Source organism: Streptomyces pseudoechinosporeus (genome assembly GCF_054783935.1).
The window spans coordinates 555,253-573,860 of record NZ_BAAGPS010000005.1; the positions used below are offsets into that span (position 1 = coordinate 555,253).

Consider the following 18,608-nt stretch of genomic DNA (forward strand, 5'->3'; position numbering starts at 1 on the left):
TCAACTAGCCTGCCAGCGAGCAGATTTGGGTATCGGCACGGGGGGCAGGGATGCCGGGGGAGAACGGGACGCCGGGCCCGCGTCCGCGCGGCCTCACCGCGAACACCGGGATGCCCGCTCCCGGGCGGCCGGGGGTCCGACAGCTCCGACAGCTCCGACAGCTCCGACAGCTCCGACAGCTCCGACAGCGTTGTGCGGCACTGGCCGCGGTCGCCTGGGCGAGGCTGCGGCCGACCGGCAACCGCGTCACCGGTTACATAGCGATCGGTGCGGTCGGCGCGCTCATCGGTACCTCGCTCGCCGTCGGAGCCGGCGCGTCCGGCACCAGGCCCGAGCTCGCCGACATCGGCGCCTGGCTGGCCAGCAGCGAGAAGGGCGAGGTCGCCCACGCCCACGGCCTGACCGGCGCGGTGGACGGCAAGGCCGTCCTGCCGGCCGGGATGGCGGGCCACCCGGTCTCGGTCGCGCAGGATGGCAGGACCACTCTGGTACTGGACGAGCAGACCGGCCGGGTCGTACGGATCGACGCCTCCCAGCTGACCGCCGAACAGTCCACGGACTACGGTGCGGCCGGGCTGCAACTGGTCTCCGGCGGTGCGTACGCGTATGTCGTCGACCCCGCGAAGGGCACCGTCCAGCGGATCGACCCGGCGATGACGACGGCCAAGGGCCCGGCCGTGGAACTGGGTGGGAAGCCGGGAGCCGCCGTGGTGGACGGGGAAGGCACGCTGTGGGTGCCGCTGCCGGACAAGGGCACGGTGGTGCCGTTCGTCAAGGGCCGGAAGGGCACGGCGATCAAGGTGGCCGAAGCGGGCCACGATCTGGCGCTGACCCTGGCCGGCGGCCGACCCGTGGTGACCGACAGGACCGCCGCCGCGATGAAGGTGCTGACGGTCACGGGCATGCAGAGCACCTTTGAACTCGACGGTGCGAGCGCCGGGTCGGCCCCTGCCGGTCTCCTGGTGCCGACGAGCACCGACGGCTCCGTGGTGCCGGTGCTGGCCACCGGCAGCGGGGAGCTGGTGATGACGGACGTCCGCAGCAGGCACACGCTGCGCGCCCGCGTGCCGGCGGAAGGCCACGACCTGGGAGCACCCCAACTGCTGGGCAAGCGGGTCTACATACCCGACGAGTCCACCGGCAGGCTGCTGGTGTACGACACCTCCCTCTCCACGCTCGCCGAACCGGTACAGGTGACCAAGGGGGCGGGTGAGCTCGAACTCTTCGTACGCGACGGCCTGTTGTGGGTGAATGACCAGGACGGTGCGGCCGCCGCGGTGATCAACGCCGACGGCGAGGTCCGGCACATCGGCAAGTACGAGACGGATGTGCCGTCCGCGCGGAAGCCCGGGGACAGGTCGGTCGAGGACAGCGTCCCGACGGGCGTCCCCGCCGCGCCGGTTCCGCCCCAGGTGGCTGCCCCGGGCGGGACGGCTCCGGTACCGGGTGCCCCCGCCTCGGGCGCCCCCTCCGACGGTGCTTCCGGCGGCCCGTCCGGAGAGACGCCGGTGCCGGGGCAGGGCACGGAGACGCCCGGGCCCGATCCGACGGAGACGGGGACCTCACCCCCGCCGGACCAGGAGCCCGGGGCGCCGGGAGCACCGCAGGCGGAGTCGCAGTCGGGCGCCATCCGGCTCACCTTCGCCGAGGCGTTGGGCGCGACCCCGCAGCGCTATGTGCTCAAGGGAGCGGCGCCGGACCAGACCGTCACCCCGGACGAGATCGGCCCCGACGGCCCGTTCGTCTTCGAGGTCAAGGGCGGGTCGTGCGAGGAGCAGTACAGCTTCACCGTCGTCGCGGAATACTCCGGAGGCAAGCCGGACAAGGAGTCTGCCCCCTCAGCCTTCGCCCGCCCCTGCATCGCCCCGGGGGCACCGCAGAACGTCACCTTCACCCCCCACCAGGGCGGCCACGGCGGCACGGTGACCTGGCAACCACCTCAGGACGCCAGTGGTTCGGTGACGTACACACTCAATGGGCCCGACGGGACGGCGGAGACCGCCGAACTCAGGCACACGTACAGGAACATGAGGAACTACACCAAAACCAACGTGGCGGTGATGGCGGGCAACGCCGCCGGATCGGGCGCGTCGGCGGTGGAGTTGATCGATCTGACCCCGCCCGATCAGCAGATGACGATCGTGAACAACATGGCCAACACCGACCCCGTCATCATCCGCGACTCGCCGTTCCCGCCGGCGGGCACCACGGCAGGCAGGATGCCCGGCGGGCGACCGGACGTGGTCACCGTCGTCCACTGCAAGGTGCGGGGCAAAGAAATAACGTACGGCGATGTGACAACTGATGTCTGGGCCTACCACACCTACCGCAACCCCGAGACCGGCGCTGCCGTCACCGGGTACACCTTTGACGCCTTCGTGAACTCCCGTTCCAACCCCGACATCTGGGAATGCGAATGACCTTCGCCGAAACCTTCCACGCCCTCGCCGACAACATAGAACGCGTCGTCAAGGGCAAACGAGACACCATCGAACTCGCCCTCACCTGCCTCTTCTCCGAAGGCCACCTCCTGATCGAGGACGTCCCCGGCACCGGCAAGACCACCCTCGCCCGCTGCCTCGCCGCCTCCATCGAGGCGGACTTCGCGCGCGTGCAGTTCACCCCGGACCTGCTGCCCTCCGACATCACCGGCGTCACCGTCTACCGGCAGAACACCGGCGCGTTCGAGTTCCTCCCCGGCCCGGTCTTCGCCAACATCGTGCTCGGCGACGAGATCAACCGCGCCTCGCCCAAGACCCAGTCCGCGCTGCTGGAGGTCATGGAGGAGCGCCGCGTCACCGCGGACGGCACCACTCACCCGGTGCCCCGCCCGTTCATGGTGCTCGCCACCCAGAACTCGGTGGACATGGGCGGCACTTATCCACTGCCGGAAGCCCAACTCGACCGCTTCCTCATGCGGATCACCGTCGGCTACCCCGATCACGCCTCCGAGGTCGCGGTCCTCAAAGGGGCGGGCGCCGACACCACCCCCGAGTCGCTGTCCCCCGTCGCCACCGCCCGGGAGATCGCGGAGCTCATCGAGGCCGCCGCCGAGGTGCAGGTGGCCGACGCGCTGTACGACTACCTGGTGCGGGTGGTGGCGGCGACCCGTTCCCTTCCCGACGTACGCCTCGGTGCCTCGCCGCGCGGCTCCGTCGCCCTGTTGCGCGCGGTCCGGGTGCGTGCGGCCTCGCAGTCCCGGCCGTACGTGTTCCCCGAGGACGTCAAGGCGCTGGCCGGGCCCGTCCTCGCGCACCGGCTGATCCTCACCCCGGAGGCCGAGCTGAGCGGCCGCACCGGCACGGACGTGATCGAAGAAGTGCTGGCCACGGTGGAGTTGGGCAGCGGGGCACGCGTCTGATGCTGACGGCCACCGGGTGGGGCACGCTGATCGGCGGTGTGGCGCTGACCGCCCTCGGTTACGCGCTCGGGTACGGCGAGGCCGCGGCGCTCGGCGTGACCTGTCTGCTCGCCGTCGCCGTCGCCGTCCTGTGGGCTCTGCCCGCCCCCGTACTGGGCGCCGAGCGGCGGATCGCGCCGAGCAGGGTGGGCCGGGGCGATCCCGCCGAGGGCGTCGTCACTCTCACCAACACCGGGGGCCGCACCCGGCGGGGCCTGCGCGCCGTCGACCGGTGCGGCGACCGGGACATCACCGTCGACGTACCGCCGCTGCGCCCGGGTACGGCCCACGAACTGCGGTACGCGCTGCCCACCGCCCGCCGCGGCCGCGTCCCGGTGGGGCCGCTGCGGCTGGAACGCACCGACCCCCTCGGGCTCGCCCGCCGCATGCGCCCGTACGGTGCCTCGGACACGCTGCTCGTACGGCCCCGGATCTGCCCGCTGCCCGTGCTGCCGTCCGGGCAGGCACACCATGTGGAGGGCCCGGCCTCCGACAGTGCCGACGACGGCTCGCTGACCTTCCACGCGCTGCGCGAGTACGTCCTCGGCGACGACCTGCGACGGGTCCACTGGCGGTCGACGGCCCGCACCGGCACTCTGATGGTCCGTCAGATGGTCGATGTCTCGCTCCCGCACACCACACTCGTGCTCGACACCCGGCAGCGTGCCTACGCCTCGGAGGACGACTTCGAGCTGGCCGTGGACTGCGCGGCCTCCGTCGCGTACGCGGCCGCCCGCTCCCACTTCCCCGTACACCTGGTCAGCGAGGCGGGACCGCTCCTGCACACCGACGGCTCGGGCAACGACGGCGAGGCGCTCCTGGACGCGCTGGCCGTCGTACGCCGCTCGGACCTGACGTCCGTGGCCGCCGCCTTCGACGGCCTGGAGAACCACCGCGGGGGCGGGGCGCTGGTCGTCGTCACCGGCAACGGCGACACCCGGGGGCTCAGTGCCGTCGACCGGCTACGGCGCCGCTTCGACCGCGTGACCATGCTGCGCGTCGGCGTTGGCGCTGAAGCCGCGGCCACGCGCGATGTGTCCGGCCCCGGTTCCGACGTACCGCAGTTGGACGTACCGCAGTTGCGCGTCACGTCGCTGGACGAACTGCTGGCCGGATGGCGCCGGGAGGCCGTGCGGTGAGCATCCCCGCCCTCACCCGTACCGTCCCCGCGGTCTCCCCACCACGCCAAGGCGACGGACCGGACCCGGACCCGACGGCGCCTGCGCGGGCGAGCGGCACCACAGGGGACGCCGGGGAGCCGGACCGGGCCCGACGGCTGTGGTCGCTGCTGCCCGTGGCCGCCATGTCCGGCGCGGCTGGGTACGGGTTCGCCCGGATCTTCCCGCCGTCCGAGCTGTTTCCGGTGCTGGTGGTGGCTGTGTTCGCCCCGGTCGTCCTGTCGGCGGTGCTGTCGGGTCTGCTCGGCCGCCGCCCCACCCGCGAGGGCCGCCCCACCATGCCGCTCTGGCCGTCCGCGCTGCTGACCGTTGTCGCATGGGCCGTCGTCGTCAGCGCGACGCTGTTCCACGAGGTGAGCGACGGGCTGCCCGGCGGGCCCGCGCTGCGCGCCGCGTGGTCCGCGCTGCTCGACGCCCCGCACACGCTGCTCTCCACCATCCTGCCCGCGCCCGGCGAGCCCGAGCTGCTGGTGCTGCCGCACGCCGTCGTATGGACGGCCGCCGCCGTCTCCGCGGAACTCGCCCTGCGCACCCGCGCCCCGCTGCTCCCGGCCCTCCCCCCGGTCCTCGCCTTCGGCTTCCCGCTGGTGCTCGGCGCGGACGGCCCGGGATCGTCGTACCCGGCCGCCGGGGCGCTGGCCGGGGCCACGGCGCTGCTGGTACTGGTGCGTTCACGGGCCCGGCTCCCGCTGCGTGCCATGGCGCTCCGGCTGCCCGCCGTGGCCGCGCTCGGACTCGTCGCGGCGCTGCTGGGCCCGCACCTTCCCGGTCTCGGCACCCCCTACGCCCCTCGGGAGGCGGTCACGCCGCCGACCGTGCGGCCGGAGTCGACCAGCCCGCTGGACCAGGTCGCGGCCTGGATGCGCAACGGCGACGAGAAGGTCTTCACCGTACGGACTTCAGGTGCGGCACCCGGGAACTACCGGCTGGCGGTCCTCGACCGATACGACGGGACGACATGGACCAGCAGCGCCGGGCTGACCCGTACCGGTGGCCGGGTCCCGGCGGAGAAGGGCGCCGACCCGGGCCGTACCAAGACGCTCGAACAGCGTTTCACCGTGCAGTCGCTGCCCGGCATCTGGCTCCCCGCCGCCGACCGGCCCTCGTCCGTGAGCACGCCCGAGGGCACCTCCCTGTCCGTCGCCCCGGACAGCGGAGTGCTCTCCACGGGAGAGGCGGTCCCGCGCGGCTTCACCTACACCGCGACCTCGCACCTCCCCGTGTACGACGCCGAGCGGCTGCGGTACGCGGCTGCCGCCGACGACCCGGCACGGGTGGACCTCCCCGGCATCGACGCGGCCGGGCAGCCGCTCCCCTCCGTGCGGTCCTTCAGGAAGATCGCCGAACGGGTGACCCAGGGCAGCACCCACCCGTACCAGCGAGCCGTGCGACTGGCCGACTGGCTGCGCGCGACCTACCGGCTCGACCCCGGGGCGCTGCCCGGCCACACCTACCGCAGCCTGGAGTTCTTCCTGGCGGACGGCGGGCGCGGCACGTCCGAGCAGTTCGCCGCCTCGTTCGCGGTACTGGCGCGCGCCCTGGGCCTTCCCACCCGGGTGGCCGTGGGGTTCCGCCCGGGTACGCGGACCGGCTCCGGCACCTGGCAGGTACAGGGACGGGACGTGCTGGCCTGGCCGGAGGTGAAGTTCACCGGTGTCGGCTGGGTACCGTTCCACCCGACGCCCGGCGAGGCCGCGCAGGGCGGCTCCTTGGCCGCATCGGCTCAGGAACCCGAGGAACGTCAGAAGGCGGACCGGGAGACCACCGAACCGGCGCGGCCGTCGACGCCCCCGCGCACGCCGGATGAGGCAGCCCCCGCCGCCGGGGATGCGTCCGACTCCCCTCTACCCATGTGGCTCACGGTTCCTCTCGCACTGCTCCTGCTCGCCACGGCATATGTGCTGTACGCGCTGTGGCTGCCGTACAACAGGCGCAACAGACGGCGAGGCGACCCGGACGCGCGGCGCAGGGTCCTCGGCGCCTGGCAGCAGATCATCGAACGCCTCACGGAGATCGGCCTTCCCGCCACGGGAGCGCACACGGCGCAGGAGGTCGCCGCCTTCGGCGTGGAGCACATGGGCGACGGAGCGGGTCGGCGCCTGCCGGCACTGGCCACACTGGTCAACGAGGTCGAGTACGCGGGCCGCAGACCTGACGCCGCAGCCGCCGACGCCGCATGGGCAGACTGCGACGCGGTCGAGGAGACCGTCCGGCGCCGCATTCCACGCCGCACCCGTCTGCTCCGCCTCCTGCGCTCCGCGGCCCCGGGCCGCGGGCGGAGGACTTGACGGCCCTTCGGGGCGGCAGGCCCGTGAATCCTTCATGTCCCCGGCAGTAGGGGGCCAGGTCGCCGCCTTCGCGAACATGAACCCCGCTATGGCATTGGAAATGCCATAGCGGGGCCACTCCGCAGGAGCCAGCTCCATCCACCCGACACAGACCCGGACCAAGACCCGGGCCAGTGCGCGGAAGAACAGCGACGACCTGATGGCTCCGCTCCGTGGGCCGCCGTGACCGACCGCTCGTCGGCTCGACGGCTCGTCAGGCGTCCTACTTCCAGCAGCCGTTGACGGTCGCGGCGAGGCCGTCCAGGGCGTCCTTGATGTCGTTCGCGTTGGCCGTGGAGCCGTTCTCGACGAAGGAGAAGACCTTCCAGCGGCCGTCCTGATCCTTCGTCAGCCCGCTCAGGGCGACGGCGCCGGTGAGGGTCCCCGTCTTGGCCTTGACCTGGCCGACGGCGCACTGCGAGTCCGGGGTGTCGAACCGGCCGAATTCGGGGCCCAGGGTGGCTCCCGCCTCACCCGAGACGGGCAGTCCGTCCACGATGTACTTCAGCGTCTGGCTGTGGCTCGGATCGGTGGCCAGGTCGAGGATGTCGGCGAGGGTCTGCGCCGGGATGCCGGTGGAGCGGGACAGCCCGCTGCCGTCGTGCATCTCGAAGTTGTCCAGCGAGACGCCGTACCGGCTGAGGACGTCTCGTACGACCGCCGTGCCGTCCTCGAAGGTGGCCGGGCGGCCTGCGCCGATCGCGGTCTGCCTCAGCAGCGTCTCGGCGATGTCGTTGTCGCTCACCTTGAGCATGTGCTTCACGGTGGTGGACAACTTGTCGGACACATGCTGGGCCACGGGCACGTCTCCCGTGCCGGCCACGCCGCGGGTGACGTCACCGTCGACCGTGACGCCGCGCTCGGCGAGGAGCCCCGCGAAGACACCTCCGGCGTCCAGGGAGGTGTCCGTGACATTGTGCGAGTCCACCACGAGCGCCCGTACCGGTGCGATGGAATCCGGGTAGTAGCCGGTGTTCCAGCCGGTGGCGAGCGTGGGCTCGGGGAAGAGACTGTCGTCGATACGGACCTTCACCGAGGTGAGACCTGCGTTCTTCAGCCCCGCCACGGCGGTCTTGGCGAGCGCGTCGAGGTCGTCGGTGGTCAGCGTGCGGTCCCCGCCGCCGACGAGGGTGAGCGTGCCGTCGCCGTAGACGACCTTCGTGGTGAACCGGTGGTCGGGGCCGAGAACCGTCAGCGCGGCGGTGGCGGTGGCGAGCTTGGTGTTGGACGCGGGCATCAGCGCGGTGGTCGCGTTGTGGCCCCAGATCACGTTGTCCGACTTGGCGTCGAGGACGACACCGCTGAGGTTGCTGCCGAGGCGTACGTCCTGGCTGCGCGTGTTCAGGTTGTCCGCGATCTTCTGCTCGACGGGGTCGAGTTCGGCGACGGTGGTCTTGGAGCTGGTCTTGTCGGCGGCGAAGGCGGACGTACCGGCCAGGATCGTCCCGGCGACAGGGGCGGTCACCGCGATCACGGCCGCTCGGCGGAGTGCCGGGTTCGTCGTCCTGGTCTTGCGGTGACGACCGCTCGCGCGGAGGGCAGAGGGGGAGCTGGGCATGGGGGGCCTCGGTGCGTGATGCATAGGGGGATGGGGGGTGTGAGGGGAAACAGAGAATATTGAAAGAGAAAGTAACAGCAGTGACCTCTGTTACTGACGGGTTCTTTGTGAAGAAGTGGCGCGCGGCCGTTTTCCCGGTCGACGCCTGCCGTTTCCCGCGACTGGCTCCCGGTGGCCACCAGGACCCTGGCCGGGTCGATCGGCGAGGCGCGGGGCCGTAGGTGGTGACACGCGCCGCCCGCCGCACGACCGGGTGGGCCTTCGAAGGCGTACGACGGCCGCTCGCGCTCAGTGAGAGAGCCGCCCTCCATGTACGCGGGACGTCGACGCCCGCGAGGGTGAGGACGGTCGGTCGCAGTCGAGGGGGGTGACGGGGGCGGTGATGACTGAGCCGGGCTCTGCGGGCGCCAAGTCCCGCCATTCTCGGGGTACTTGACGATCAGGGCAGTGCGCGGACCGCCGTCGTGGGCGTAGCGCTTGGAGCGGGGCAGGATGATGGCGTCCCGGACACCGGACGTCGAAGGCCACCGGTGGTTTTCTGAGCTGACCCTACGTCGCGCCGCCCAACCGCCTTGGCCAATAAGGAAGTTCGCGAACGGTCAGCGAACACCGGGCCACACGAAGTGTCCGGCTTGCCGCCGGGCCCGAGGCCCGCAGGACCAGAGAGCGGCAGGGACCGGGGACGATGCCGCCGGTCCGCTGCGCCGACGTGCCGACGTCAGGAAGAGGCGCGTGAACGCGCGCGTACGGAACCGCGTACGGAACTCAGTCGCCGATGTCCCAGGGCATGACGGCGCCGTACTTCCACAGATATACGGAGAGCAGCGCGGCGCAGACCGCGGCGCCGACCGAGATCAGGGCCACGTTGCGACGGCGGACACGCGGGTCCATGGCGCGCCGGGCGGCCTCGGCGACCCGGCGCTTGGTCCAGCGCAGCACTCGCTGCGCCCAGACGAACTCGGTGCCCCAGAGGGCCATACCGGCGAAGATCACCAGCCAGCCGGGACCTGGAAGCGGCAGCAGGATCACGCCGGTGACAATGACGGCCAGGCCGACGACGAAGACACCGATCCGCCAGCCCATCTGCAGAGCGCGGTGGCGCCTGACGAACCCTGGCGCCCTGGAGCCGAGTGGCTTGTCGTCCGCGTTCCCCCCGCCGGCCCGTCCCCCGCCCGTCACCGGCTCGGCGCCCCGTGCCGTCGCGGCTGCCGCATCGCGATCCGCAGACACGACGCCCCGGTGCGGGCGCGTGCCGGCCGACGAGGGCGCACGGGTCCGGTCATGGCGATCAGGATTCTCATCGGTCTTCTCGGTCTTCCTGGGGGTCGGTACCGGATCCAGCGCGGCGGAAAGCGTTGGCGTGGACCGCCTCGCGCAGGTAGGCGGCGAGGCCCGGGCGTTGCTGCGACGGCGGTACGACGAGGGCGAAGGCGCGCGGGTCGGTGACGAAGTCGTCCGCGATACGCCGGTGCATGTCCGGCGGACAAGGGGTGAATCAGCGGGTGAGGTGCCGCCGGTGTTCCTCGGCGATGTCCATGGCCCGCTCACCGTCGCTGGGTTCTCCGTCGTCGAAGGCCGCGAGCAGCTCCGCGCGCCAGGTGACGGCCTCGCCCATGAGGCGCCGCCAGTCTTCCTTCGTGTGGGCGGCCGCGCGCCCGATCGCCTCCTGATGCGCGTCCGAATGCCCCCACTTCAACCGGGCCTCAGTGGCGTAGCTGAGGTCGAAGGCGATCTCACCGAATACGTCGAAGCGTTCCCTGGGAGTCAGCGACACCCCCGTACGCTGGACCTCGATGGCCCGTTCCGCCACCTCGGCCAGCCGCTGCAGCCTGGCGATCTCCTCCCTCAACTGCCGCTGCCGGGCTCGTAGATGCTCCAGAGCATTCGCCTGGGGATCCTTGAGGATGGCGGCGATCTCGTCGAGAGAGAAACCCAGTTCCCGGTAGAAGAGGATCTGCTGGAGCCGGGCCAGGTCGGCATCGCTGTAGAGGCGGTAGCCGGCGTGGCTGCGTGCGCTGGGTGAGAGCAGCCCCGCCTTGTCGTAGTGATGAAGCGTACGCACGGTTACCCCGGCGAGCGATGAGACCTGACCCACGGAGTAGCCCATGCACCTGCCCTTTCGTCTTGCCCCAGCCTCAAGCCTGACGTAAGGAGAGGGTCAACTGGCTCGCGGGCATCGCCGCAGTCAGGTGGCGTCCACAGATGTGGTGTTGCGGAGGCGGGCGCGGCGGTGGGCCCCAGAGGGTGCTGGTCCCACGGCGCGAGCACTTCGCCCCGCCGTGTTCACACATCGCTCGCTTGAGCGCCTGATGGGCACACTCCCCCTCACTGTTCACGCTTTCTGCGGGATAGGTGTCGTGAGCCTGTGATGCGTGTACGTCCTGGGGGTCGCCCCACGGGGCGGTACACCACGTCCGCGGACGCGGCCCGCAGTCACCGAACTCCGGTGCGAGCTCCACGGCCGCGAATGAGGACGACTTCCATATGCGACCGCGACGGCATACCTGCGGCGCTCCCACCTGGGGCAACTGGGCACGCCATGAGCGGATCAGGCGAGTGTCCCGTCGCGTTCGCTTCTCGTCACCCGCTCCACGGCCAAGGCCCAGGTCATCAACCTGGGCCTTTCTGCTGTCCGCTGTGATCAGTTGATCAGTTGTCGCGTGCCGGATTCGCGCCAGGAGGCCTGTCGGGCCCCTTCGTCGCGGCAGTGGCCGCGGCCATGCCCCTGGCCTTCCGAACCGTCGCGTCAGTGAGCCGGTGCGTCACCACTTCAGGGCGTCGGCCATGGTCGACTGCCAGTACGAGACTCGAATCGAGTCGTCGACGTACACGCCCTTCGCGGGGAGTGACGGGCGGGCGGCGCTCTCCCTCTGGTCCAAGTAGACCGCGAGGGACTTGGCCGTGTAGCCGTTGGAACCGCTGCCGTCCGCGGACGTGAGAAGGACGCTCGCATAGCCCGACTCGCCAGGGGCCAGCGTGACCACCGCCTGCGGCTTGGAGTCCTCGATGGGCTGCGGGACGGACTGGGCCTCGTCGAATCGGACGGCCGGGTAGCCGGTGAGGTCGTGGCCGGTGAGGTCACAGTTCTTCGAGCCGGTGTTGGTGACGGTGAGGAGGAGGTGGTTCAGGGGGCGGGAAACCTCCGTGGCGGTCATCCGGGTGGAGGCGCTGGAGCAGGGGGTGGAGGCGGACGCCGAGTCGTCCTTCGAGCCCGTGGAGCCTGAGGCGCCCGTGGAACCCGACGAGCTCTTGGAACCCGTCGTGCCGCTTGAACCGGCCGCGCCCCCTGTCGAGCCTTCGGAGGTCGAGCCCTCCTGGTCGGTCTCTCCCGCCCCGGTGGAGTTTCCCCCACCCGTCTTGGCCGAAGGCGTGGTGGAAGCCGTGGACGCGGATCCTGCCGATGCCCCCTCGTCTTGGGTGCCCTCTCCGTTGTCGCAGGCCGTCAGTGTCAGCGTGGCGGCCGTGAGCGCGGCGGCGACGAGCATGCGGGTGCGGTTGGCGCGTATGGACATGTGAATCCCCCTTGTGTGGAACGGGTGTTGGCAGGGGCCGCTCGACCGGGTGCCGGGAGCGGCGTGTTTGGATGGCTGAAGCTTGTGCGGTGATCCGTCCCGGGCGCCACAACTGCCGGGCCATCCGGGACGCTGGAACGCGCGCAATAGCTCTGACCTGGGGGAACGACCTCCCCTGGAATGGAGGTCCGGGACATGAGGAGGGGGAGGAATGGTGGCGGGGGACGAGCTATCCGAGTTCTCGGAGCTGTTGGGCCGGTTGAAGGAGCGGTCCGGGCTCAGTTACGGGGTGCTCGGGAAGCGGCTGCACACGAGTGCGTCCACGCTTCACCGGTACGTCAACGGGGATGCCGTACCGACGGATTACGCGCCCGTGGAGCGGTTCGCGCGGGTGTGCAAGGCGACGCCCGAGGAACTGGTGGAACTGCATCGGCGGTGGGTTCTCGCGGACGCCCGGCGGCGGCAGAAGGCGGGCGGGGCCCCTCCGGAGGAGGAACCGCAGGCCCGGACAGCGGCTGAGGCCGGGACCGGAGCGAAACCCGACACCGGAGCGAACGTCAAGACCGGGGCGGCTGGGTCCGAAGCGGCGGCCGAGGCCACCCCCGAGGTCGAGCGGTGGCCCCTGACGGAGGCTCCCGTGGCGCGGCGGCGGCGTACCGTCGTCCTCGCCGGAGCCGCCGTGGCCGCCGCCCTCGTAGCGACCGCGCTCGTGGTGAATCTTGTGCCCGGCAAGGGCGATGACAGCCAGGGCGGGACGGGGTCCGTGGGTGCCGCCTCCCCGTCCGCCGACAAAGGCCCCGGCACCTCCAAGCCGTCCGACGCGAAGGGCAGGTCGCCCTCGTCGTCCGCCTCGCGCAGCGGCAGTCCTACGGTTTCCCCGTCCGCCTCCGCCTCCCGAAGCGGTGGCGCCGGTGCCGGGGCGGGCCAGGGCGGCGGTGCCGAGAACGGGGCCACCGCGCCCTCCGTCAACGTCAATCCGTACAAGTGGGAAGGGCCGTGCAGCCAGCACTACCTGGTCGACAAGGAGCCCGAGCAGGTGGTTCCGCCGCCGAGTGAGCAGGACGCGCGAGGGTGGGTCAACGCACTCGGCGCCGTCGCCGGCGGGCAGCAGATGCTCGAGCTGACCGTGCAGGGCACCGGGAGTGCCACCGTCGTCCTGGAGAAACTCCATGTGCGGGTGGTGGAGAAGAGCGTGCCGCTCGACTGGAACGACTTCGCGATGGGCGTCGGGTGCGGTGGCAACGTGGAGACGACGGCGTTCGGTGTGGACCTCGATGCCGGGCGGCCCGCGGTCTCCCCCAAGGCCGGTCAGCGCGACTTCCCGTACAAGGTGAGTCAGTCCGACCCCGAGGTCTTCTACGTCTTCGCGGACGCGCGGGCGCACAACGTGAGCTGGTACCTGGAGCTGGACTGGTCCAGCGGCGACAAGCAGGGCACCGTACGCGTCGACGACAACGGCAACCCTTTCCGTACGAGCGGGAACGTGGGACGGCCCGCGTACAACTACCCGCTCGGTGGCTCCGAGTGGACGCGGGACGAGTGGAACCCCAACATTCCCGGCTGAGCGGGCAGCGGGCAGCGGGCAGCGGGCAGCGGGCAGCGGGCAGCGGGCAGCGGGCAGCGGGCAGCGGGCAGCGGGCAGCGGGCAGCGGGCAGCGGATGATGGTCGGTATGCGCATCCGTATCGACGCCGTCGACCTGCCCGGCCGCACCGCCCGCCCTGCCCCCGCCGACCGCACCGTCCCCGCGTACGCCAATCTCCATGTCGCCGTGCAACGCCGTGACCGTCCGGCCGAACTCCTCGACCCACAGCCCGGCGACGCCGCGTCCGCGACGTGGACGCTGGAGTGCACCGCGATCGCCTCGCCGACCGGCGTCGACGTGCAGGGCCCGTACGTACAGGACCGTCTGGGCCGCCGGTTCATCTACCTCTCCTGGGGCACGGTCGACGACTCGGGCCGCTTCACCATGTTCCGCCGCGCCAAGCTCATGCTCGACGTCATCCCCGCGGACATACTCGCCGCCGCCGCACATGACGGCCTGCTGGTCGGACGCCTCGGCCTGACCGACCACGGCGGCAACCCCCTGTACGCACGAGTCGAGCCCCCGCACATCACCTGGACCGCCGAACTCGTCGGCTGAGCGCCGGGTGTCCTGAAGAGGGCGACCTCCCGCCCTGGCGAACGCGAGCACGCCAGCCGCTGCAATCGCCAATCGTCCCTGGTCAACGGTCAACGCGTTTTGACCACCTCCACAAAGAACTTGCTTGACTCAACCAATGGCATTATGTTTGAGTAAGTCAAGCAACTCACTTGCTCTCTTCGACGGAGGCCGTCTCATGTCCGACACCCTTGCCCGATCCTCCGACGCCGGGCACTCCGCCCCGCCGAGGTCGAACGCCGTGGTGGCGGTTCTGGCCTTCGCCGGCATCGTCGTCGCGCTGATGCAGACCCTCGTCATCCCGATCGTCCCCGAGCTGCCCCGGCTCCTTGACGCCTCGGCGTCGAACACGGCCTGGGCGGTCACCGCCACCCTGCTGGCCGCCGCCGTAGCCACCCCGGTGGTCGGCCGGCTCGGCGACATGTACGGCAAGCGCCGCATGCTGCTGGTCAGCATCGTCCTGCTGATCGCCGGCTCGGTCGTGTGCGCGCTGAGCGACTCCGTGATCCCGATGATCGCCGGACGCGCCCTGCAGGGCCTGGCGGCCGGTGTCATCCCGCTCGGCATCAGCATCATGCGCGACGTACTGCCCGCCGAGCGGCTCGCCGGCTCGACCGCGCTGATGAGCGCCTCGCTGGGAGTGGGCGGTGCCCTCGGCCTGCCCTCCGCCGCCTTCATCGCCGACAACTTCGACTGGCACATCCTGTTCTGGACCTCGGCCGCCCTCGGCGCCGTCGCCCTCGCGCTCGTCCTGGTCCTCGTACCCGAGTCGAAGGTCCGTACCGGCGGACGCTTCGACATGATCGGCTCCTTCGGCATGGCGACCGGCCTGGTCTCCCTGCTGCTGGCCATCTCCAAGGGCGGCGACTGGGGCTGGACCAGCGCCACCACCCTGGGCCTGCTCGCCTTCGCGGTCGTCGTCCTGCTGGTATGGGGCTGGTACGAGCTGCGCACCGCACAGCCGCTGGTCGACCTGCGCACCACCGCCCGCCGCCAGGTGCTGTTCACCAACCTCGCGTCGGTGGCGTTCGGCTTCTCGATGTTCGCGATGTCCCTGGTCCTGCCGCAGGTGCTCCAGCTGCCCGAGGCCACCGGCTACGGCCTGGGCAAGTCGATGCTCATGGTCGGCCTGGTCCTGGCACCGCAGGGTCTGGTGATGATGGCGATGTCCGCCGTGTCGGCGAGCATCACCAAGGCCAAGGGCCCGAAGACGACCCTGATGCTCGGCGCCGTCATCGTCGCCGCCGGCTACAGCCTGAGCATCGTGATGATGTCCGAGATCTGGCACATCGTTCTGATCGCCTGCATCATCGGCGCCGGTGTCGGCTTCGCCTACGGCGCCATGCCCGCCCTCATCATGGGCGCCGTACCCGCCTCCGAGACGGCCGCCGCCAACAGCCTCAACACCCTGATGCGCTCCATCGGAACCTCGGTCGCCAGCGCCATCGCCGGTGTCATCCTCGCCCAGATGACCACCGATTTCGGCGGCTTCCCCCTTCCCTCCGAGAACGGCTTCAAGGTGGTCATGGCCATCGGCGCGGGCGCGGCCGTACTCGCCTTCTTCGTCGCTTCCTTCATCCCGCGCCAGGGCGCCACCGCCCAGGAGGTACCGGCCACCGAGGGCCCGGCGAACGCCACGGAGGTCGCCGAGGCGAAGGTCTGAGCCACCGCGAACACCGGCTCCAGGCGGTCGCCCCTCGCACTCGCGGGGCGACCGCCTGGCCGTTCCCCACGTTCCGCACCGTTCCTGGGGGTCAGTTCTGCGCCGTCCGAGAGCTGGGCGGCTCGTGGGTTTCGCGGCGCTGGGAAACCGTCACGGACACCGCGGCCAGTGCGGCGACCGCCACACCGGTGGCAGGCACCGGAACATCGGTGAAGGTAAGGGCGAGGACCACTGCCGCGGTGCCCGGGATCAACAGCGCGTGCGCGGCCAGGGCGTGGTGCGGGCGGATGTGCAGCAGGTAGAGGACGAGCAGGAAGACCGCCACCGGCACCGTGACCGCCGCGCCCGCGGCGGCGTCCGAGATCTCCGAGTGGTGCGTGACATGGTCGACGTTCACCGCCAGGCCCGCGCCGACCGCGGCGGCCGAGCCGAAGACCAGGTAGTGGCCGTAACCCCAGGGGAACGCGGCCCGGTCGGAGGTCAGGAAGAGGGCGGCGGGCTTGGCGAAGTACAGCCACCACATCGACAGGACGATGAGCAGGCCGCCCGCCGCCACGGCGTAGAGGCCGCCGGTCGCCTCCCGTGCGTCCAGGGCCTGCTGCACGGCCGTGGTCGCCGCCAGTACCGACTCGCCCAGGACGATCAGCGTGAACAGCCCGAACCGCTCGGCGATGTGATGCGGATGCCAGGGCGTCCGCCCTGCCGCCTCGGCCCAGACCGGGACGGCGACGTCGAAGAGCGCCAGAACGGCGAAGAGCGGCATGCGCGAGTCGTCCGGCAGGAAGAGCCAGCCGATCCAGGCGCACTGGACTACGACGAGACCGGCGGCGTAGCGCACAGCGGTCGCCCGGGCTTCCGGGTGGGCCCGGGCCGCCCGCAGCCACAGCGCGACCAGACCCAGGCGCATGACCGTGTACCCGACGACCGGAATGGTGAAGTCGTGGTCCGCGAAGGCCCGCGGCACGCCGGAAGCAAGGACGAGAACCCCGGCGATCTGGACGAAGGCCGCCAGCCGGTACGGCACGTCATCGATGTCGTACGCCGATGCGAACCAGGTGAAGCCCATCCAGGCCCACCAGATGGCGAAGAAGACGGCGAAATAGCTGAGGACCCCCGTCGAGGCGTGGTCCTCGCTCACCGCATGGTGGAGCTGCGCGGCGACCTGCGCGACGGCGACGACGAAGCACAGGTCGAACAGCAGCTCAAGCGGGGTGGCCGCGCGATGTGGCTCGGCGGGGTCACGCGCCCTCATCGTGCGGAACCACGGTCTGAGAAACGGGGCTTGTTCGCTCACGCCTCATTCTGCGATACGAGGGGGGCCGCCGCCCGGCGGTTTCAGGCCTACGCGGCAGGCCTGTCGGCCTCCGCCCTCACCCGGAAACCGCACGGGGGACACGGCCACTCACGTGCGAGCACGTTGACCAGGAGGAACGCCCCGAGGCGGCTGATGCCGTGACCGGCGTTCAGTTCGTCCCTCGTTGCCGCCGCCACACCTCGTAATGGTCCAGGACGGTCCGCTCGATCGGACGGTAGGTGATGCCCAGTTCGTGCACGCTCCTGCCGTTGTCCACCCGGAACCGGATGCCGAGGTGTTTACGGATGTAATCCTGGGTCAGGCCGAAGGCCGGGCCCAGGATGCGTACAGGCCAGTGCGGGAGCGCGGTGCGAGGGAGGCGGAGATCGCGGGGATATCGGGTCCGGATGATGCGTGACATCTCGTGGAAGGACGTCATCGTCTCCGCCGCGACGATGTAACGGCCTTTCGCATCAGGCTTTTCCGCCGCCGCGATGTGCGCGTCGGCCACCTCTCGCACATCCGCTGTCGTGAAGCTGAAGTCCGGTGCCCCGTAGAAGAAATAGCCCTTGAACAACTCCTCCAGCAGGAACAGGCTGCCGGATTCGGATGCGGGGGTGAGCGAAGGTCCCAGTATCAGGCCGGGGTTGACGGACACCATGCGCCAACGGTCCTGGGCCGCCTCCGCCGCCCATGCCGCGCGTTCCGCGAGCGTCTTCGCGTAGTGGTAGGGATTGTTCTCCACCGTGCTGGTGGTGTTGAAGTACTTCTCCGACAGCACCTGATCGTCCATGCCGCGGACGTCGATGTAGTCGCCGAAGATCGCGCCGACGGTGGATGTGAAGACCAGCCTTTGGACCGTCGACGTCCCCTCAATGCTTGCCACTACGTTGCGGGTGCCGAGCAGGGCCGGATCGACCATGTCCCTGCGGCCGTCTTTGATCTTCTCCGGCATGAAGAACGGCGACGCAGCGTGGAACACCATGGTGCAGCCACTCATCGCCTCGTCGAAGGAGCCTTCCCTGAGCAAGTCCGCCTCGAACAGGGACAGTCGGCCGGGATACGCCTCCTGCATTGCCCGAAGTGGCCGCACCTTCGCCGTGTTCGCCGTGCTGCGCACGGTGGTGTGGACCCGGTAGCCCCGCTCCAACAGCCGCCTGACCAAATGGCTGCCGACGAAGCCACTGCCGCCGGTCACCACAACGGTTGTCTCCGCGCTTCCGCCCACGCCCTCACTCCTCGGTCCCGGCCAGTGGGCCCTTTCCAACTTTGCGTGTCGGCTGGGCAGTTGGCCTTGACGGACGGATGAAACCCTACCCTCCGCTTCCTCACCCACCTCCGCAACGGCCAGCGTTATGCCCAGCTCGTGACCGTGAGCTCGTGGTCGTGTCGACACCGGGAGGACCTTGCCGACGGTGGCCTCTCGTCGAAAGAGGGGTCGGCCATTACTTGCGTAACTCAACCAAGTAAGCTTATGCTTGAGTAAGTCAAGCAATCTTCACGGTCGAGCAAGTCG

Annotated in this window: 12 protein-coding genes and 1 pseudogene; 7 read left to right on the plus strand and 6 right to left on the minus strand. The window is 70.6% G+C overall.

All coding sequences use genetic code 11. The annotated features are described in order from the left end of the window. Nucleotides 1–50: 50 nt before the first annotated feature. The 4 genes from ACYVO6_RS09320 to ACYVO6_RS09335 are packed head-to-tail and all read left to right on the plus strand — an operon-like array spanning nucleotide 51 to nucleotide 6,866. Nucleotides 51–2,420: a hypothetical protein gene (locus tag ACYVO6_RS09320; protein WP_461059176.1), complete on the plus strand. Its 2,370-nt coding sequence runs from the start codon at nucleotides 51–53 to the stop codon at nucleotides 2,418–2,420. Next, nucleotides 2,417–3,361, plus strand: coding sequence for an AAA family ATPase (locus ACYVO6_RS09325; protein ID WP_461059178.1), 945 nt, complete (start codon nucleotides 2,417–2,419; stop codon nucleotides 3,359–3,361). Before ACYVO6_RS09320 ends, ACYVO6_RS09325 begins: the two co-directional genes overlap by 4 nt. Beyond that, entirely contained in the window at nucleotides 3,361–4,539 is a 1,179-nt protein-coding gene (locus tag ACYVO6_RS09330) for a DUF58 domain-containing protein (RefSeq protein ID WP_461059180.1), read from the plus strand. Before ACYVO6_RS09325 ends, ACYVO6_RS09330 begins: the two co-directional genes overlap by 1 nt. Beyond that, nucleotides 4,536–6,866, plus strand: a complete 2,331-nt coding sequence (locus tag ACYVO6_RS09335; protein WP_461059181.1) for a transglutaminaseTgpA domain-containing protein — start codon at nucleotides 4,536–4,538, stop codon at nucleotides 6,864–6,866. Before ACYVO6_RS09330 ends, ACYVO6_RS09335 begins: the two co-directional genes overlap by 4 nt. A gap of 262 nt (nucleotides 6,867–7,128) precedes the next feature. Here the strand turns inward: ACYVO6_RS09335 and dacB are convergent, their stop codons facing one another. The 4 genes and pseudogenes from dacB to ACYVO6_RS09355 form a co-directional block, all read right to left on the minus strand. Continuing rightward, on the minus strand, nucleotides 7,129–8,463 hold the full coding sequence (gene dacB / locus ACYVO6_RS09340) for a D-alanyl-D-alanine carboxypeptidase/D-alanyl-D-alanine endopeptidase (RefSeq protein WP_461059183.1): 1,335 nt from the start codon (nucleotides 8,461–8,463) through the stop codon (nucleotides 7,129–7,131). 765 nt (nucleotides 8,464–9,228) lie between these two features. Next, nucleotides 9,229–9,693, minus strand: coding sequence for a TIGR02611 family protein (locus ACYVO6_RS09345; protein WP_461059185.1), 465 nt, complete (start codon nucleotides 9,691–9,693; stop codon nucleotides 9,229–9,231). Nucleotides 9,694–9,760: 67 nt separating this feature from the next. Continuing rightward, nucleotides 9,761–10,570, minus strand: a pseudogene (locus tag ACYVO6_RS09350) (MerR family transcriptional regulator). Nucleotides 10,571–11,225: 655 nt separating this feature from the next. Next, nucleotides 11,226–11,975, minus strand: coding sequence for a DUF4232 domain-containing protein (locus tag ACYVO6_RS09355; protein ID WP_461059187.1), 750 nt, complete (start codon nucleotides 11,973–11,975; stop codon nucleotides 11,226–11,228). Between the two features lie 211 nt (nucleotides 11,976–12,186). Between ACYVO6_RS09355 and ACYVO6_RS09360 the strand changes: the two genes are divergently transcribed. From ACYVO6_RS09360 to ACYVO6_RS09370, 3 genes are all read left to right on the plus strand, one after another. Continuing rightward, nucleotides 12,187–13,539, plus strand: coding sequence for a helix-turn-helix domain-containing protein (locus ACYVO6_RS09360; RefSeq protein WP_461059189.1), 1,353 nt, complete (start codon nucleotides 12,187–12,189; stop codon nucleotides 13,537–13,539). 95 nt (nucleotides 13,540–13,634) lie between these two features. After that, a complete protein-coding gene (locus ACYVO6_RS09365) occupies nucleotides 13,635–14,117 on the plus strand; it encodes a DUF5990 family protein (RefSeq protein WP_461059357.1) in 483 nt (160 codons plus the stop codon). A 196-nt stretch (nucleotides 14,118–14,313) separates the two neighbouring features. Continuing rightward, on the plus strand, nucleotides 14,314–15,798 hold the full coding sequence (locus tag ACYVO6_RS09370) for an MFS transporter (protein ID WP_461059190.1): 1,485 nt from the start codon (nucleotides 14,314–14,316) through the stop codon (nucleotides 15,796–15,798). 91 nt (nucleotides 15,799–15,889) lie between these two features. Here ACYVO6_RS09370 and ACYVO6_RS09375 read toward each other — a convergent pair whose 3' ends face one another. Together ACYVO6_RS09375 and ACYVO6_RS09380 are read right to left on the minus strand one after the other, a co-directional pair. Beyond that, nucleotides 15,890–17,050, minus strand: coding sequence for a low temperature requirement protein A (locus ACYVO6_RS09375; protein ID WP_461059192.1), 1,161 nt, complete (start codon nucleotides 17,048–17,050; stop codon nucleotides 15,890–15,892). A gap of 211 nt (nucleotides 17,051–17,261) precedes the next feature. Continuing rightward, the gene (locus ACYVO6_RS09380) at nucleotides 17,262–18,320 is read right to left on the minus strand and encodes an NAD-dependent epimerase/dehydratase family protein (protein WP_461059194.1); all 1,059 of its coding nucleotides are present in this window, start codon (nucleotides 18,318–18,320) and stop codon (nucleotides 17,262–17,264) included. Nucleotides 18,321–18,608 lie beyond the last annotated feature (288 nt).

Excerpts from the sequence above, each read along its gene's own strand:
- ACYVO6_RS09320 (WP_461059176.1), top strand. The coding sequence starts at position 51 with ATGCCGGGGGAGAACGGGACGCCGGGCCCGCGTCCGCGCGGCCTCACC.
- ACYVO6_RS09325 (WP_461059178.1), top strand. The coding sequence starts at position 2,417 with ATGACCTTCGCCGAAACCTTCCACGCCCTCGCCGACAACATAGAACGC.
- ACYVO6_RS09330 (WP_461059180.1), top strand. The coding sequence starts at position 3,361 with ATGCTGACGGCCACCGGGTGGGGCACGCTGATCGGCGGTGTGGCGCTG.
- dacB (WP_461059183.1), bottom strand. The coding sequence starts at position 8,463 with ATGCCCAGCTCCCCCTCTGCCCTCCGCGCGAGCGGTCGTCACCGCAAG.
- ACYVO6_RS09355 (WP_461059187.1), bottom strand. The coding sequence starts at position 11,975 with ATGTCCATACGCGCCAACCGCACCCGCATGCTCGTCGCCGCCGCGCTC.
- ACYVO6_RS09360 (WP_461059189.1), top strand. The coding sequence starts at position 12,187 with ATGGTGGCGGGGGACGAGCTATCCGAGTTCTCGGAGCTGTTGGGCCGG.
- ACYVO6_RS09365 (WP_461059357.1), top strand. The coding sequence starts at position 13,635 with ATGATGGTCGGTATGCGCATCCGTATCGACGCCGTCGACCTGCCCGGC.
- ACYVO6_RS09370 (WP_461059190.1), top strand. The coding sequence starts at position 14,314 with ATGTCCGACACCCTTGCCCGATCCTCCGACGCCGGGCACTCCGCCCCG.
- ACYVO6_RS09375 (WP_461059192.1), bottom strand. The coding sequence starts at position 17,050 with ATGAGGGCGCGTGACCCCGCCGAGCCACATCGCGCGGCCACCCCGCTT.